We start from the raw sequence: 15,951 nt of genomic DNA on the forward strand, positions 1-15,951 counted from the left end.
CCGGGCGCAGACGGCAAAGCCTGCGCCTGTGCACAGATCAGGTTACAACCTTGCCCCAAAGCCCAATTTGCCAGCCCTATTTGACGTATTTGCGCCAGCTGTGCTCGGGACGGAAGCCGAGCATGTCCCTGGCCTTGCGGTTCGAGAGCAGCGTTTCATATTCGCCGAGATCCGCCTTGACCGGCACGTCGGGGTAAAACCGCTTCAAAAGTTCGGCCGTCGGCAGGTCGGACGAGGTGTCGTCATTGGCGGCGTTGAACACCTGGAAGCCGAGCCCGTCCGTTTCAACGGCGCGCAGCGTGATCTGGCCGAGATCGCGCGCGTCGACATAGCTCCAGGCGATGCGCTTGCGAAAGCCCGGATCGGCAAACCACTTCGGAAACAGCGAATATTCGTGCGGCTCGATGACGTTGCCGATGCGCAAGGCATAGATATCGGTGCCGTTGCGCTGCGCAAAGGCGCGCGCCGTGTGCTCGTTGACGACCTTGGACAGAGCATAGCTGTCCATCGGATCGACGTCGTATTCTTCATCGAGGGGAAAATATTTGGGGTCGCGCGGTTCATTGGCGAACACCACGCCGTAGGTGGTCTCGCTGGACGCGATCACCACCTTGGGGATGCCAAGCTTCACCGCCGCCTCGATGACGTTGTAGGTGCCCATCGCATTGATGCGGAACACCTCATTGTCGGTCGTGATCATGATGCGCGGTATGGCGGCGAAATGCACCACGGCATCGACCGGCTGCGGCCGCAGCGACGGGTCGAATTCATGCAGGCCCATATAGCTCGACAGCGCGTTGAACACCTGGCCGCTGTCGGTGATGTCGGTGATCAGCGTGCGCACCTTGGGATTGTCGAGCGGCTTGGTGTCGATGTTGAGCACCTGGCAGCCCTGTTCGACCAGATATTGCACGACATGGCGACCGGCCTTGCCGCTGCCGCCGGTGAACATGATCCGCTTCGTCATTTTCGTCTCCAATGCCTAGGATTTCCGTGTATTGTCAGACAATATGGCATTCCGCAACCACCCTCGCCCGCCAGACGGCGGCGCCCAATATCAATCATCGCAACAGGACTTCAAGACATGACCACGACCGCCGCGAGCGAAAAGATCGGCTTTATCGGCCTTGGCCTGATGGGGCACGGCATTGCCAAGAACATCGTCGACAAGGGCTATGGCCTGACCTTCCTCGGCCGCAAGAACCGCAAGCCGGCGGAGGACCTGATTGGCCGGGGCGCCAAGGAGGCGGCGACTTCGCGCGACGTGGCGGCGGCGTCCGACATCGTCTTCATCTGCGTCACCGGCTCGCGCGAAGTGGAAGCCATCATCCGCGGCCCCGGCGGCCTCAAGGAGGGCTTGAAGAAGGGTTCGGTCGTCGTCGACTGCTCGACCGCCGATCCGGTCTCGACGGTGGCGCTGGCGGCGGAACTGAAGGAGATCGGCGTCGACTTCGTCGATGCACCGCTCAGCCGCACCCCGAAGGAAGCCTGGGAAGGCACGCTCGACGCCATGGTCGGCGCGCCCGACGCGCTGTTTGCCCGTGTGAAGCCGGTCATCGAAACCTGGGCCGGCCGCATCGTCCATATTGGCGATACCGGTGACGGCCACCGCATGAAGCTGCTCAACAACTTCATCTCGCTGGGCTATGCCGCGATCTATTCCGAGGCGCTGGCGCTGGCCGAAAAGGTCGGCATCTCGCCACCGCGTTTCGACAGCGTCATCCGCAACGGCCGCATGGATTGCGGGTTCTACCAGACCTTCATGCGCTGGACGCTGGAGGGCGACCGCGACGCACATAAATTCACCATCGCCAACGCCTTCAAGGACCTGACCTATCTGGAATCGATGGCGGGTGCGGCCGGCATCGCCAACCCGCTCGGCAACGCCACCAAGAACTCCTTCGCCGGTGCCTATGCCACTGGCCCGGCCGAGCAATTCGTGCCGATGCTGGCGACATATATCGGCAAGGTCAACGGCGTCGACCTGATGCCCAGCAAGGACGGCAAGAAGCAGACGATTTGAAGGCGGCGAAAAGCCTGTGTCAGCGCCTCGACCGGCCGATAACATCGTCGGTGTTGGCGAGCAGTTTGTGCACCGCATTGCGCGCGGCCGCAGGGCGCTGCAGGCGGATGTTCTTCTCGATCGCCTCATGCAGCGCCTGCGCCCGCCGCTGATCGCTGGTCTCGCGTGTGACGAAGACAAAGAGATGATCGAGCGCCGACTCGATCAGAACGCCAAGCGGCACCAGCAGATCGTTGCCCGAGGCGCGTAGTATGGCGAGGTGAAAACGCGTATCGGCGCGGATACGCTCCTGCAGGTTCAGAGCCTCGCCCATCTCACGACAGGCCTGGCTGATCTCGTCCATCTGCTCGTCGCTGCGCCGCGTGGCGGCAAAGGCCGACGCTTCCGGCTCGATGATGTGACGGAACTCCTGCACCGTGCGCAGGAAGGCCTCCCGGTCCGGCCCGGTCGCGTACCAGGCCAGCACATCGCGGTCGAGCAGGTTCCAGCGTTCCCTGGGCTCGACCCAGCTGCCGATCTTGGGCCGTGAAGCCAGCAGGCTTTTGGCCATCAGCATCTTGATGGCTTCGCGCACCGCCGAACGACTGACATCGAAGGTCTCGGCCCATTTGGCCTCGTTGGGCAGAATGGTGCCGGGCGGATAGTCGCCACGCACGATTCTGAGGCCGATCTCGCCGGCCAGCGAGACATGGACGCTCGCTCCCGGAAAATGCGCGGCACCGGCCCTGCGCATGACAGCCGGACCGCGGCTGGCTTGTGCCTTGGCCCGCTCGGCTCGCTTCTTTGATTTCTCGTCCGGCATTCACGTTCCAATGCGTCGGCCGTCTGCGTCCGGACTGGTCCGAACCTGCACGGCGCGCCGATCTCGTTGCCGAAAATCCAAACTACAAGCGCGTCAAAGCCGGAGCCTGCTGCCCCAACCGTTGCGTCCGTTCGGGAAGAGACGGGGCGCCCGTCAAAGGGCGCCCCGAAATCGAGAACCTACTTCTGGATGCAGGTGTCGACCGTGTCCTTGGTGCATTCGTCGAGGCCGGTGAACACCGGATCGGCGACGGCCTTGCCTTCGACCAGATCGATCATCACCGATGGTGCCTTGTAGCCCATTTCGAACGGCCGCTGACCGACCAGAGCGGTCACAAGGCCGTCACGGGCGATCGCCACTTCATCGCCGATCGTGTCGGCGGCGCCGATGACGAAGTCGTTGCTGGCGATGCGGTCCTTGAGCGGCCCGAACAAGTCACGATAGGGCTGCGGTGCGCCAAACAGCGGCCAGCCGCCCATGATGCCGAAGGCGTCGAGCTTGGGGTTGGCGGCGAGGATGTCGGTCATCGCCTGCACGCCCTTGGCGCCGTCGTCATTGGTGAACACCGGGCAACCGGCAACTTCGGTCCAGCCGCCTTCGCCGGCAAGTGCCGCCAGGCCTTCCTTGCCCGACAGCGCGTCACGCATGCCCTGCGCCCGGCGCAGGATGTTGTCGGCCGCGGGATTGCCTTCGATGGTACAGATCGTGCCGCCGTTCGGCTTGCCCTTCTTGATGTACTCGCCGATCTTGTGACCCATCAAATAATTGTCGGTGCCGAGATAGGTCTTGCGCAGCGCGGCATCTTCCTTGCTGAGATCGGCGTCGAGCGTCATGATCGGGATCGTCGGATTGGCGGTCTTGATCGTCTGCGCGATCAGCGGCGCGTTGGATGGCGAAATCGCCATTGCCACCGTGTCGGCCTTGCTCAGCATGTCCTGAACGATCTGCGCCTCGCCGGCCTCGTCGGAGGTCGATGCCGGGCCGGTGTAGAAGCATTCATATTCCGAGCTGGCATTTTCCTTGTTCCATTTCTCGCAGCCCTGGTGGATGGCTTCGAAGAATGGATTGTCGAGACCCTTCACCACGATGACGAGCTGTTTCTTGGCCAAAGCCGGCCCGGCGCCCAGCGCCATGGCGGCGACGGCGGCGAGCAAAAGTGTTTTCCTCATGTCAGTCCTCCCTTGAAACAGACGGACACGGCGTGCCCGCCACACAGATCGACCGGATGCTTAATGACCGAGGTTCGTTTCACGAGCACTCGTGTCGCCAAGACAGATCGATAAGCATTTCCAGATGCGGCATTGGCCGGCTCAACACATGGGTGGCGCCGCAACCTCGACCGATAAACCTCCGCCGATTCCGCCCGGCTAACCGCCAGCGGCATCGGCATAATCTCCTCCGACGCTTAGCTAATATCGGCTTGCGGCCAACGTCAATGCTATTTGTCCTACAAAACGGATTTTTGGATAACCAAGGCTTCAATTCGTCCGACAATTGATTGACGAGCGCCGGCTTTTGCGTAAAAGAACGCTGACGCTGTTTCCGGGAGGAGATGGGGAGAGCGGGGCCAAAGCAGCGCCGGCATTCACGCCGGGAACAGCAGCGGGTCGCAAAACACGGGGAGGCAAAGACTGGTGGCGGTTCTCGAACTCACCAATATCTCGAGGCATTTCGGCGCCATCCAGGCGGTCAACGACGTATCGCTGTCGATCGAGCCCGGACAGGTGGTCGGCCTGATGGGCGACAACGGCGCCGGCAAGTCGACGCTGGTCAAGATGATCGCCGGCAATTTCCGCCCCAGCCATGGCGTCATGCGCATGGACGGCAAGGAGTTGATCCTGCACAAGCCGGCGGAAGCTCGCCAGCACGGCATCGAGATCGTCCACCAGGACCTGGCGCTGTGCAACAATCTGACCGCCGCCGCCAATGTCTATCTCGGCCGTGAATTGCGCCGCGGCCTCGGCCCTTTACGCATCCTCGACTATGCCGCCATGTACAAGCGCGCCGGCCAGCTCTTCGCCGAGTTGAAGTCCGAGACCCGTCCGCGCGACCTCGTCAAGCAGATGTCGGGCGGCCAGCGCCAGGCAGTAGCGATTGCGCGCACCATGCTGTCGCAGGCCAAGATCGTGTTGATGGACGAACCGACGGCCGCGATCTCGGTGCGCCAGGTCGCCGAAGTGCTGAACCTGATCCGCCATTTGCGCGACCAAGGCATCGCAGTGGTGCTGATCAGCCACCGCATGCCTGACGTGTTCACCGTCGCCGACCGCGTCATCGTCATGCGGCGCGGCCGCAAGGTCGCCGACAAGACGATTGCGTCAAGTTCGCCCGAGGAAGTCACCGGGCTGATCACCGGCGCCATCGAACAGGTTTGATCTCAGCGAATTTCACCACGCACAGCAGATGAAGGTCGACGATGGCACTGACAATTGACCAGCCGATCGAACAAAAACAGCAATCCTTGCCGGCAAGACTGTTTGCCAGCCAGACCTTCTGGGTGGTGATCGCGGTCATCCTGGCCTGCCTGTTCCTGTCTTTTGCCACCGACGCCTTCGCCACGTCGAAGAACCTTTACAACATTACCCGCAACATCACCTTCGTCGCCATCATCGCGCTCGGCATGACCTTCGTCATCATCACCGGCGGCATCGACCTGTCGGTGGGTTCGGTGCTCTGCCTGTCGTCGATGGTGCTGGCCGTCACCATGCATGCCGGCTACTCCATAGAAGTCGGCATCCTCGCCTCGATCGCCACCGCGCTCGCCATAGGCGCCTTCAACGGCATCATGATTGCCTATCTCGGCTTTCCACCCTTCGTGGTGACGCTCGGCATGCTGTCGATTGCCCGCAGCCTCGCCATGGTCGCCTCCAACAACACCGTCGTCTTCCAGTTCGGCCCGGATCACGACAAGCTTCTGGCGCTGGGCGGCGGCGCCTGGGTGTTCGGCATCGCCAATCCGGTCCTCTACATGATCCTTCTGGCGCTGATCACCGGATTCACGCTGCGCTGGACCAAGTTTGGCCGCCACATCTTCGCCATTGGCGGCAATGAGCACGCGGCGACGCTGACCGGCGTTCCCGTCAAGCAGATCAAGGTCGCCGTCTATATGATCTCGGCGCTGGCGGCGGGCATTGCCGGCATCATCCAGACCGGATGGCTGGGCGCCGTCACCACCAATCTCGGAACCGGCATGGAACTGCAGGTCATCGCCGCCACGGTCATTGGCGGCGCCAATCTCGCCGGCGGCGTCGGCACCGCCTTCGGCGCCATTGTCGGTGCCGCGCTCATCGAAGTGATCCGCAACAGCCTTGGTCTGCTCGGCATCAATGCTTTCTGGCAAGGCGTGTTCATCGGCGGCGCCATCCTGCTCGCGGTGCTGTTCGACCGGATCCGCAACTTCAGGCGCAATGACTGAATGTTTTTGGACTGAACCTTTCGGCTGGAAACCGTTGCCTTGACATCGAAATCCCTGTTCGAGCTCAACGGCCGGCTGGCGCTGATCACCGGCTCCGGCCAGGGCATCGGCCTGGCGCTGGCGCGCGGCCTTGCCGAGCATGGCGCAAGTGTCGTGCTCAACGGCCGCGATGCCGGCAAGGTTGCCGGTGCTGTCGCCGGCTTGCGCGACGCCGGCTTCAAAGCGCACCCCTCGACCTTCGACGTGACGGATTTTCGCGCGGTCGATGCCGATGTCGCCCGCATCGAGGCCGAGATCGGCGCCATCGACATCCTGATCAACAATGCCGGCGTGCAGTTCCGCGCTCCGCTCGAGGACTTTCCCGAGGAGCAGTGGGAGCGGCTGTTCAAGACCAATGTCTCCGGCGCCTTCCATGCCGGCAAGGCGGTCGCCCGCAACATGATCGCGCGCGGCAAGGGCAAGATCATCAACATCGGCTCGGTGCAGAGCGAACTCGCCCGGCCCAACATCGCGCCCTATACGGCCACCAAGGGCGCAATCCGCAATTTGACACGTGGCATGTGCACCGACTGGGCGAAATACGGCTTGCAGATCAATGCCATCGCCCCCGGCTATTTCCGCACCGAGATGAACCAGGCGCTGGTCGACAACCAGGAATTCTCCGCCTGGCTGGAAAAGCGCACGCCGGCCGGCCGCTGGGGGTATGTCGACGAACTGATCGGCGCCGCCGTGTTCCTCGCCTCCGACGCCTCGTCCTTCGTCAACGGCCATACGCTTTATGTCGACGGCGGCATGACGGCTTCGGTTTGACGGGAAACCCTATCGCTCAGTCTGAAAATCCGTCGGCATAAGCGGCCCCCCAAGCTCACCACACCTCCCAGCCTTGACGCGACCCCGAACTCAGCCGCACAATCCCGTTGCAGGCGAAGGGAGGCCAGTCGTCTGCGGGAGGTATACCCATGACGGACGCGATCAGGCTCTATTGGGGCCGGTTCGGACATGTTTCTGTCCTGAATGTCGCCAGCGACTTCGTCACCCATGCGCATGTCGAGGCCCACATCATCATCTGGCTGGAGGGCACGGCCGGCGAGATGACCGTCGGCCGCGAGACGGTGCCGCTGGGTCCCGGCACCGCCGCCGGCATCAATTCCTACCAGCCGCACAGCCACATTCTGTCGCAGAACGGCAGGCCCGGCCTGTTCCTCGCCTTCTACATCGATCCGGATTGGGCGCGCCGGCGCCGCGACCTGCCTTCGTCGGCGCCGTTGTTTGCACAGGCCGCAATCACGCTCGAACCATGGCTGCACCAGGCCGCCGCCAATCTGCTCGACCATTTGAGCGAAAATGAAAGCATCGACGACGTCGCCAATTACGAGATCGAGCGCTTCATCGATAGCGTGCTCGACGCCGCCGACGCCTCGGCGCCGCCGGAGGTACGCATCCGCATCAACACCATGCAGGACTTTCGCGTCCGCAAGGCAATCCAGCTGATGAAGGCCAATGTCTGCGAACGCATCTCGTTCGACGACGTCGCCCGCAGCGTTGGCTTGTCGCGGCCGCATTTCTTCGCTTTGTTCAAGGAACAGACCAATTTGACGCCCAATGTCTACTGGAACACGCTGCGCATGGAGGAAGCCGTGCGGCAGCTGCAGTGGTCGCAGGAGCCGCTGATCTCGGTCGCCTGCAATCTCGGCTTCACCACCCAGGGCAATTTCTCGCGCTTCTTCCGCGACCATGTCGGCGTGCCGCCGACGCTTTACCGCGAAGCGGCGCGTGCCATGGCCTGAACGGGCCGTTCTTTTTCAGACTCCTTGATAGGGCCGCAAGACCCATTGATAAGCGCAGCGCCGGCCGCCGCCCTACCCTGCAGCGTATCGAATTCGTAGGGGAATGATCATATGGCTGAAGTCACCGTCTCCAGCGTCATCGACGCGCCGGTCGAAAAGGTCTGGGCGCGCATACGCGACTTCAACGGCCTGCCGGGCTGGCATCCGCGCATGGTCAAGAGCCATATCGAAGACGGCAAGAGCGCCGAAACCATCGGCTGCGTGCGTAATTTCGAGCTCGCCAGCGGCGCGCGTATCCGCGAGAAACTGCTCGACTTCTCCGATTCGAATTTCCGCGTCAGCTACTCCATCCTGGAGACGCCGCAGCCGCTGACCAATCACAAGGCAACGCTGCAATTGCGCCGCGTGACCGACGGCAACCGCACCTATGCTGAATGGACCGCAACTTTCGACGCGGCGCCCGAAGAGGCCGACAAGATCGCCGCCGGCATGGCCGCCAATGTCTTCCAGGGTGGCTTCAATGCGTTGAAGAGCCATTTTTCTGGCCAGAGCTGAGTCAGGGGAGACTGCCATGGCGCTTGCCCTCCAGACCTTTTCGGCCGTCAGGGATGCCAACGCGGCGCTGAAGGCGCCCGGCACCCGCTATCTCGGCGGCGGCACGCTGGTCGTGCGCGCCGCCAATGAAGGCGATGTCTCCGTCACCGGCCTCGTCCGCTCGACCGATCCGACCCTCTCCGGGATCACCGTTGCCGGCGGCAAGGTCCGCATAGGCGCTTCGGTGACGATGGCGGCTATCGCCCGCCATCCGGAGCTTGCGGCGCTGTCCAAGGCCGCACGCGCCGTCGGCGGCCCGGCAATCCGCAATATGGCGACTGTCGGCGGCAATCTGTTCGCACCCGCGCCCTACGGTGATTTCGCTGTCGCCCTGCTGGCGTTGGATGCGACGGTCGGCACCGATGATGGGGAATTGCCTATCGAGGATTTTCTGGCCAGGCGGGACGACAGCCGCGCCATCGTCACATCAGTCGCCTTCGCGTTGCCGAAGGCCGAGAATTTCCGCTTCCTGAAAGTGTCGCGGGTCAAGCCGAAGGGCGTCTCCGTGCTCAGCATCGCCGCCGTTCTCGAACAGGCCGGCGACGGCACTGTCTCCTCGGCGCGGATCGCGCTCGGCTGCATGGCAGACCGGCCGATGCGCGCCCGTGCTGCGGAAAAGGCACTGATCGGCAGCAGGCTCGAGCAGGACGGCGTCGCAGCGGCGCTGGCTGCAGCCGGTGAAGGCACCTCGCCAATCACCGACCCGATCGCCAGCGCCTGGTATCGCGCCGAGGTTCTGCCGGTCCATCTCGGCCGGCTGCTGCTTACTTAACCACCGCTTGGGGGGCGCGCGTCTGTCCGATCAACCGGGCAGGCGCGCTGGGAGGAAAAACATGGCAAAGGTTCCGGTTCAGTTCACGCTCAACGGCTCGGAGAAGGCCGAATTTGTCGACAGCGGCACGACACTGCTGCACGCGCTGCGCGACAAGATCGGCGACACCTCGCCCAAGGGCGGCTGCCACCAGGGCACCTGCGGCGCCTGTTCGGTCATCATCGACGGCGAACTCCGGCTCTCTTGCCTGACCCTGGCCGAGACCTGCAGCGGCGCCGACATCCGCACCACATCGGGCCTCGCTGAGGCCGGCGTGCTGCACCCGCTGCAGCGTGCCTTCCTCGATGCCTTCGCCACGCAATGCGGTTTCTGCACGCCGGGCATGATCATGGCCGCCAAGGTGCTGCTCGACCACACGCCCAATCCGAGCCGCGAGGACGTGATCGAGGCGCTGTCCGGCAATATCTGCCGCTGCACCGGCCACGAGCCGATCATCGAGGCGGTGCTGACGGCGGCCCGAGCCAATTCGCAGAACGCGGCCTAAGGACAAAAAGAATGGAACTGCGCAAAAACTATTTCGCCGATCAGCGCAAGGACGGCCTGCACGAGATCGGCCATGGGCGGCCGCGGCTGGATTCGCCGGGACATGTGACGGGCAAGACCGTCTATTTCGCCGACCGCAACGTCCCGAATATGCTTCACCTGAAAATGGTGCGCAGTCCGCACCACCATGCCCGCATCCGTTCGATCGACACTTCCGAAGCGGAGAAGCATCCCGGCGTGGTGAAAATCCTCACCGCCAAGGATGTGCCGCACAATGTCTACACCATCCTGATCCTGATCCAGGTCGGACCGGAAGACGAGACGGTGCTGGCCGACGGCAAGGTACGCTGGAAGGGCGAGGCGGTGGTGGCGGTGCTGGCCGAGACCGAGCGCGCGGCTCAGGAAGCGGCAGCCAAGGTCAAGGTCGACTACGAGGTGCTGCCGGCCGTCTTCGACATGGAAGAAGCGCTGAAGCCTGGCGCGCCTTTGGTCAACGAATATCACGGCCAGAACTATTATCTCTATGACAGCGGCGAATGCCGCAAGGTGCGCTTCGGCGATGTCGAGGCGAGCTTCGCCGGCGCCGACCACATCCTCGAACAGAGTTATCAATCCTCGCCCATCGAGCATGCGCCGACCGAGACCACCGGTTGCGTCGTGGTGCCCGAAGGCAATGACCGCTTCACCTGCTACACCAACACCCAGGCGATGTTCTTCACCCTCGACAACGCCTCGATCATCCTGCAGATGCCCGGCTCAAAACTGCATTTCGTCGGCGGCACCGTCGGCGGCGGCTTTGGCGGCAAGGTCGACGTCATCGTCGAGCCGATCGCCATTCTTGGCGCCAAGCTCACAGGACGTCCCGTCTCCTTCATCTACAGCCGCGAGGAGGAGATGCAGATCTCGTCACCCCGAGCGGCCGAAAAGATAATCATCAAGGATGGCGTGATGAACGATGGCCGCATCGTGGCTCGCAAGGTGACCGGCTACACCGATGCCGGCGCCTATTCGCGCCACTCGCCTTATGGCGCGCAGAAGGGAGCGGCGCACTATCCCGGCCCCTACACCATTCCCAATGTCTGGATCGACACCTACTGCGTCTACACCAACCGCACCCCCTCCTCCGCGATGCGCGGCTTCGGCGTCACCATCGGCGACTTCGCGCTTGAGGTGCAGATGGACAAGCTGGCGCGGCTGATCGGCATGGACCCGCTCGAATTCCGCTTCATCAACGCCTATCGCGATGGCGACATGAAGGCGCATCGCCAGCCGACCGAAGGAGCGGCGCTGATCGAGTGCATGCAGGAGGCGTCGCGCGCCGCCAACTGGCCGGTGGCGGAGAAGTATATGGCGATGTCCTCCTACACGAAGGGAGCTTGAGATGGCGATAAGGCGCGGACGCGGCGTCGCCGCGATCAACTACCCGACGGGCATGAACCTTGGCGGCGACCCGACGCAGGCGCTGGTGCATTCGACGCCGACCGGCAATTTTATGGTCACACTTTCGTCGGTCGATCTCGGCCAGGGCCTGAAGCAGATCATGGCGCAGATCTGCGCCGAGACCATCGGCGTGCCGACCGACCGGGTCACCATCGACACCGCCGACACCGACACCGGCCCGCACTGCATGGGTACCTTCGCCTCGCGCGGCACCCACCGCGCCGGCAATGCCGTCATCCAGGCGGCCAAGGAAGCGCGCCAGGTGATGTTGGAAGTGGCGGCGGAAGAGCTGGAGGTCAACGCTTCCGACCTTGAGACTGACGGCCAGGGCAATATTCTGGTCAAGGGCGCGCCGCAAAAGTCGATCTCGATCTTCGATGTCGCCTTGTCGGCGCATTTCAAGCGCGGGCGCTCGATATCCGGGCGCGGCATGTTCCTGATCCCGCGCTCCTATCCGGAGAAAGAGACCGGCGCGATGAAGCCGTCGACCTGCTACGCCCATGCCTGCACGGTGGCCGAGGTCGAGGTGGATGACGAGACGGGCGAGGTTACGGTGCTGACCGTCAAGAACGTCTTCGAGATCGGCCGCGCGCTGAACCCGAAAATGGTCGAGCAGCAACTGGTCGGCGGTTCCTGGATGGGCATCAGCCACGCGCTCTACGAAACGACCGAGCCCTATTATCCCAACCGCGACCATGGCGGCACCGACTTCAACCAGTATCTGATGCCGGGACCGGGCGATCTCGCCCAAACCGAGATCATCGTGCTGGAGCGGCCTTCGGCCGACGGGCCTTATGGCGCCAAAGGGCCAGGCGAAATGTGCGCGAACCCGCAGATCCCCGCGGTTGCCAATGCCGTCTTCGACGCCGTCGGCGTGCGCATCGACACGCTGCCGATCACGCCGGAACGCATCTTGCGCGCGCTGAAAGCGCAAGCGGCGAACTGAGGATGCCAGAGGTGAACGCCGAGACTGTCGCGACCTCACCGGAGGCGGTGGCACGCCACCTCGCTGGATCGCGCTATCTCGCCGACGACAGCCTGGCGACTGCGATCTTCCTGGCCATACGGCTGGGCAAGCCGTTGCTGCTCGAAGGCGCGCCCGGCGTCGGCAAGACCGAAGCGGCCAAGGCGATCGCGCAGCTGCTGGGCCGCGATCTGGTGCGGCTGCAATGCTATGAGGGAATCGACGCAGCACACGCGCTCTATGAATGGAACTACCAGCGCCAGTTGCTCGCCATCCGCCATGCCGGCGAGCACGAGATCGACATCTATGACGACCGCTTTCTGATCGCGCGGCCATTGCTGCAGGTGCTGCGGGCGCCGGAGCAGCGCGTGCTGCTGGTAGACGAGATCGACCGCTCCGACCACGAATTCGAAGCGCTACTGCTGGAATTCCTCTCCGACTTCCAGATCAGCATTCCCGAACGCGGCACCATCCGCGCCGAAGCGCAGCCGATCGTCATCCTGACGTCGAACCGCACCCGCGAACTCGCCGAAGCGCTCCGGCGCCGCTGCGTCTATCACTGGATCGGCTATCCCGACGCCGAGCGCGAAGCCGCCATCATCATGCTGCGCGCCGGCGATGTCGCCGAGACCACCGCCCGCGCCGTGGCGGCCGCTGTGCAGGAGATCCGCGTCCGCCCGCTGGCCAAGCCGCCCGGCATCTCCGAGGCCGTAGAATGGGCCAACGCCGCCACCATACTGGAGAAAGGCGGCAGCCCATGGCCGCAAGCCTTCCGCCGAGCCATCGGTGTGCTTATCAAGGACGAGGAGGATTTGTCCGCGATCGCGCCGGAGCTTGGCCAGATTGTCGAGGAGGCGCTGGGGTGACGTGTGAGGTCAACAGCTCGTTCACAGCGAGGTGGCCTCACCTGGGCACTCTGCAACGCTGGCGGGACAGCGCCCCCCTCTGTCCTGCCGGACATCTCCCCCACAAGGGGGGAGATCAGCCGTCATCCTGGCTTTCGCCAATCTCCAGCGGCGCAGAAAGAACCGAAGCGCCAAAGCTGCTGATCTCCCGCCTTGTGGGGGAGATGTCCGGCAGGACAGAGGGGGGCGCGAAGGAATGATGCGTCAGGGAACCCTTCCTCTCGCCTCCGCGCCCTTCCTCGACTTCGCCCGGCTGCTGCGCCGCCACGCCTTTGCCGTCGCCCCCGAGCAGGTCTGCAGCCTCATGCAGGCCATAACCCTGCTCGGCCCGCGCTCCATGGCCGACATCCGCGAGGCGGCGCTCGCAACGCTTGCCCCCCCGCCCGACCGCCGCGGCGAATTCGAGGCGCATTTTCGCAATCACTTCCATGGCGATGGCCAACCCTCGATCGAAGGCGAGGAAGACGAGGAAACCCGCATCAAAGGCGATCACGGCACGCGCCAGGAGGAGAAACAGACGACGCGCCAGGAGAAAGGCGGCGAGCTGTCGTCGGGCCTGGAGCAACTGAGCACGCGCGATTTTCAGCGCGACGATGACAGGCTGACCGCCTTTCGCCGCAAGCTGTCGGCTGCCCTGCCCGCCCGCCGCTCCTTCCGCACCGTGCGCACCCATTCGCGCGGCAAGCTCGACCTGCGCCGCTCGCTCAGGGAAATCGTCAGCGCCGATGGCGATATCCCCTCGCCGCAGCTCCGCCGCCGCCAGACGGTGCCGCGCAAACTGCTGATCCTCATCGACGTCTCCGGCTCGATGAGGCTGCACACATCGGACTATCTCAAATTGGCGCACGCCGCCGTACAAGGTGCTGACCGTGCCGAAATCTTCACCTTCGGCACGCAGCTCACCCGAATCACGTCCGCACTGCGTATCCGCGATCGCGACCAGGCTCTCGCCCGAGCGGCGGCACTCGTAGACGACTGGGACGGCGGCACGCGCATGGGACCGACCCTGCTCGCCTTCCTCTCGGTGCCGCGGTTCTCGGCCTTCGCGCGCGGTGCCGCTGTGATCATCCTGTCGGACGCGCTGGAGCGCGGCGACCATGCCGATCTCGAGACCGCGATACGCCGCCTGAGCGCCCGCGCCTTTCGCCTGTCGCTGGCCACACCTTTGGCCGGCGATCCGCGCTTCCAGCCGGCAACGGCGGCGTTGCGCGCCATCTTGCCCGATCTCGACGATCTCATCGACGGCTCTTCGCTCGGGAGTCTCACCGATTTCATCCTGTCGCTCGCCCGCCCTGCCCCGGCGTCGTCGGCAATCTGGAAAAGGGTATCGTGATGCAGAAAGCCATCGACGCGCATTTCCACATCTGGCGCCAGCAGGATCAGCCCTGGCTGGTCGGCCCGATGGTGCCGCGCATTTTTGGCCCCTACGAGCCGATTCGCCGCGACTATCCGATCGAGGAATTTCTCGCCGATCAGCAAGGCGCAGGTGTCGAGAAGGCCGTCTATGTCCAGACCAACTGGGCCAAGGAGGATTTCGAAAAAGAAGTCGCCTTCCTGCAGAAGACTGCCGACGAGACCGGCTGGCCGCACGCTATCGTCGGCTATACCGATATGACTGTCGACGATGTCCGGCCCCAGATCGATCGATTGAAAAAGTACCCGCTGCTGCGCGGCGTGCGCATGCAGTTACACTGGCACGAGACGCCGGCCTTCCGCTTCGCTGCCTCGGCCGATCAAGTCATCGACCCCAAGGTACGCGCTAATGTGGCGCGGCTGAAAGACTATGGCTTGTCCTTCGACCTGCAGCTTTTCCCTGCCCAGATGAAGGATGGGCTGACGCTGGTCGGCGAGAATCCTGAGACCAACTTCATCCTCACCCATGCCGGCATGCTGACCGGCATGGAGCCGGAAACCACCGAGGCCTGGAAAGCCGGCCTGAGTACTCTATCAACAGCGCCGAACTTCTACGCCAAGCTGTCGGGCCTCGGCACCTTCGCCCACCGCAACGATCCGGCGTTGATTGCCTACATCGTCGACAATGCCATCGACATTCTGGGCGCTGACCACCTGATGTTCGGCTCCAACTTCCCGATCGAAAAACTCTGGACGACCCATGCCGAACTAATCAAGGCGCACCGCGCCGCGGTAGGCAAGCATGGCGCGGCCGCCGAGGCGGATATCTTCTGGAACACGGCGGAGAAGGTTTACAGACCGGCATAGCGCACGCTTCCCCTTCTCCCACAGGGGAGAAGGGAAATCCGCCCCTCACTTCACTTCAAACTCAGGATCGACCGGAATCTGCATCGCAGTCACCAGATGGTTGGTCTGCCCGGCCAGCCCGATGATCGACACCAGCTCGCCATGCTGCGCATCGGTCAAGCCTTTGGCGCGGGCGGCTGCCGTATGCGAATGGACGCAGTAGGAGCAGCCATTGGCGGTCGACACCGCGATATAGATCATTTCCTTGGTCAGCGGGTCGATGGCGCTCTCCGTGGCCATCACCACCTTCACCTGTTCCCATGTCCGTTTCAGCAAGGCCGGATCGTTGGCGAGCCCACGCCAGAAATTGTTGACGAAATCCGATTTGCGCGTCGCGCGGATGTCATCGAACACAGCCTTCGCAACCGGGATTTTTTCGACCTCAGCATCGCTGAGGAGTTTTGTGGCGGCCATGGCGTTTCCTTTCGTTGAATCGGTGGATCAGGT

At 63.5% G+C, this 15,951-nt stretch carries 17 protein-coding genes; 13 read left to right on the forward strand and 4 right to left on the reverse strand.

Features of this window, described 5'->3' with window-relative positions:
* Nucleotides 1-76 precede the first annotated feature (76 nt).
* Nucleotides 77-967 carry an NAD(P)-dependent oxidoreductase gene (locus X727_RS156120; protein ID WP_023744557.1) on the reverse strand — a complete coding sequence of 297 codons (891 nt, stop codon included), beginning with the start codon at nucleotides 965-967 and terminating at the stop codon, nucleotides 77-79.
* A gap of 117 nt (nucleotides 968-1,084) precedes the next feature.
* Here X727_RS156120 and X727_RS156115 point away from each other — a divergent pair, with 117 nt between their 5' ends.
* Entirely contained in the window at nucleotides 1,085-2,023 is a 939-nt protein-coding gene (locus tag X727_RS156115) for an NAD(P)-dependent oxidoreductase (protein WP_023756378.1), read from the forward strand.
* Nucleotides 2,024-2,042: 19 nt separating this feature from the next.
* Here X727_RS156115 and X727_RS156110 read toward each other — a convergent pair whose 3' ends face one another.
* Nucleotides 2,043-2,825 carry a FadR/GntR family transcriptional regulator gene (locus X727_RS156110; RefSeq protein WP_023712091.1) on the reverse strand — a complete coding sequence of 261 codons (783 nt, stop codon included), beginning with the start codon at nucleotides 2,823-2,825 and terminating at the stop codon, nucleotides 2,043-2,045.
* 179 nt (nucleotides 2,826-3,004) lie between these two features.
* Nucleotides 3,005-3,994, reverse strand: a complete 990-nt coding sequence (locus tag X727_RS156105; RefSeq protein WP_023673050.1) for a sugar-binding protein — start codon at nucleotides 3,992-3,994, stop codon at nucleotides 3,005-3,007.
* 414 nt (nucleotides 3,995-4,408) lie between these two features.
* Between X727_RS156105 and X727_RS156100 the strand changes: the two genes are divergently transcribed.
* The 12 genes from X727_RS156100 (at nucleotide 4,409) to X727_RS156045 (ending at nucleotide 15,465) form a co-directional block, all read left to right on the forward strand.
* Nucleotides 4,409-5,200, forward strand: a complete 792-nt coding sequence (locus X727_RS156100) for an ATP-binding cassette domain-containing protein (RefSeq protein ID WP_245259973.1) — start codon at nucleotides 4,409-4,411, stop codon at nucleotides 5,198-5,200.
* A 41-nt stretch (nucleotides 5,201-5,241) separates the two neighbouring features.
* Nucleotides 5,242-6,240, forward strand: coding sequence for an ABC transporter permease (locus X727_RS156095; protein WP_023673048.1), 999 nt, complete (start codon nucleotides 5,242-5,244; stop codon nucleotides 6,238-6,240).
* 39 nt (nucleotides 6,241-6,279) lie between these two features.
* Nucleotides 6,280-7,050, forward strand: coding sequence for an SDR family oxidoreductase (locus tag X727_RS156090; protein WP_031194897.1), 771 nt, complete (start codon nucleotides 6,280-6,282; stop codon nucleotides 7,048-7,050).
* Between the two features lie 149 nt (nucleotides 7,051-7,199).
* The gene (locus tag X727_RS156085; protein WP_023696208.1) at nucleotides 7,200-8,027 is read left to right on the forward strand and encodes an AraC family transcriptional regulator; all 828 of its coding nucleotides are present in this window, start codon (nucleotides 7,200-7,202) and stop codon (nucleotides 8,025-8,027) included.
* Between the two features lie 111 nt (nucleotides 8,028-8,138).
* Nucleotides 8,139-8,582: an SRPBCC family protein gene (locus X727_RS156080; protein ID WP_023833941.1), complete on the forward strand. Its 444-nt coding sequence runs from the start codon at nucleotides 8,139-8,141 to the stop codon at nucleotides 8,580-8,582.
* 16 nt (nucleotides 8,583-8,598) lie between these two features.
* Nucleotides 8,599-9,393, forward strand: a complete 795-nt coding sequence (locus X727_RS156075) for an FAD binding domain-containing protein (RefSeq protein ID WP_023687950.1) — start codon at nucleotides 8,599-8,601, stop codon at nucleotides 9,391-9,393.
* A 61-nt stretch (nucleotides 9,394-9,454) separates the two neighbouring features.
* Nucleotides 9,455-9,937 (forward strand): (2Fe-2S)-binding protein, encoded by a 483-nt coding sequence (locus tag X727_RS156070; protein WP_023833942.1) that lies wholly within the window; start codon nucleotides 9,455-9,457, stop codon nucleotides 9,935-9,937.
* An 11-nt stretch (nucleotides 9,938-9,948) separates the two neighbouring features.
* On the forward strand, nucleotides 9,949-11,316 hold the full coding sequence (locus X727_RS1000000169555) for a xanthine dehydrogenase family protein molybdopterin-binding subunit (RefSeq protein WP_023833943.1): 1,368 nt from the start codon (nucleotides 9,949-9,951) through the stop codon (nucleotides 11,314-11,316).
* 1 nt (nucleotide 11,317) lies between these two features.
* The gene (locus X727_RS1000000169560; RefSeq protein WP_023699673.1) at nucleotides 11,318-12,322 is read left to right on the forward strand and encodes a molybdopterin cofactor-binding domain-containing protein; all 1,005 of its coding nucleotides are present in this window, start codon (nucleotides 11,318-11,320) and stop codon (nucleotides 12,320-12,322) included.
* A 2-nt stretch (nucleotides 12,323-12,324) separates the two neighbouring features.
* A complete protein-coding gene (locus X727_RS156055) occupies nucleotides 12,325-13,206 on the forward strand; it encodes a MoxR family ATPase (RefSeq protein ID WP_023714817.1) in 882 nt (293 codons plus the stop codon).
* Between the two features lie 235 nt (nucleotides 13,207-13,441).
* On the forward strand, nucleotides 13,442-14,578 hold the full coding sequence (locus tag X727_RS156050) for a VWA domain-containing protein (RefSeq protein WP_023833944.1): 1,137 nt from the start codon (nucleotides 13,442-13,444) through the stop codon (nucleotides 14,576-14,578).
* The gene (locus X727_RS156045; RefSeq protein ID WP_023714819.1) at nucleotides 14,578-15,465 is read left to right on the forward strand and encodes an amidohydrolase; all 888 of its coding nucleotides are present in this window, start codon (nucleotides 14,578-14,580) and stop codon (nucleotides 15,463-15,465) included. The genes X727_RS156050 and X727_RS156045 overlap by 1 nt, the downstream gene beginning before the upstream one ends.
* Nucleotides 15,466-15,510: 45 nt before the next feature.
* On the opposite strand, the gene X727_RS156040 is transcribed toward X727_RS156045, so the two are convergent.
* On the reverse strand, nucleotides 15,511-15,918 hold the full coding sequence (locus X727_RS156040; RefSeq protein ID WP_023699677.1) for a carboxymuconolactone decarboxylase family protein: 408 nt from the start codon (nucleotides 15,916-15,918) through the stop codon (nucleotides 15,511-15,513).
* Between the last annotated feature and the right edge of the window lie 33 nt (nucleotides 15,919-15,951).

The organism is Mesorhizobium sp. L103C105A0 (genome assembly GCF_000502215.1).
Lineage (GTDB): Bacteria > Pseudomonadota > Alphaproteobacteria > Rhizobiales > Rhizobiaceae > Mesorhizobium.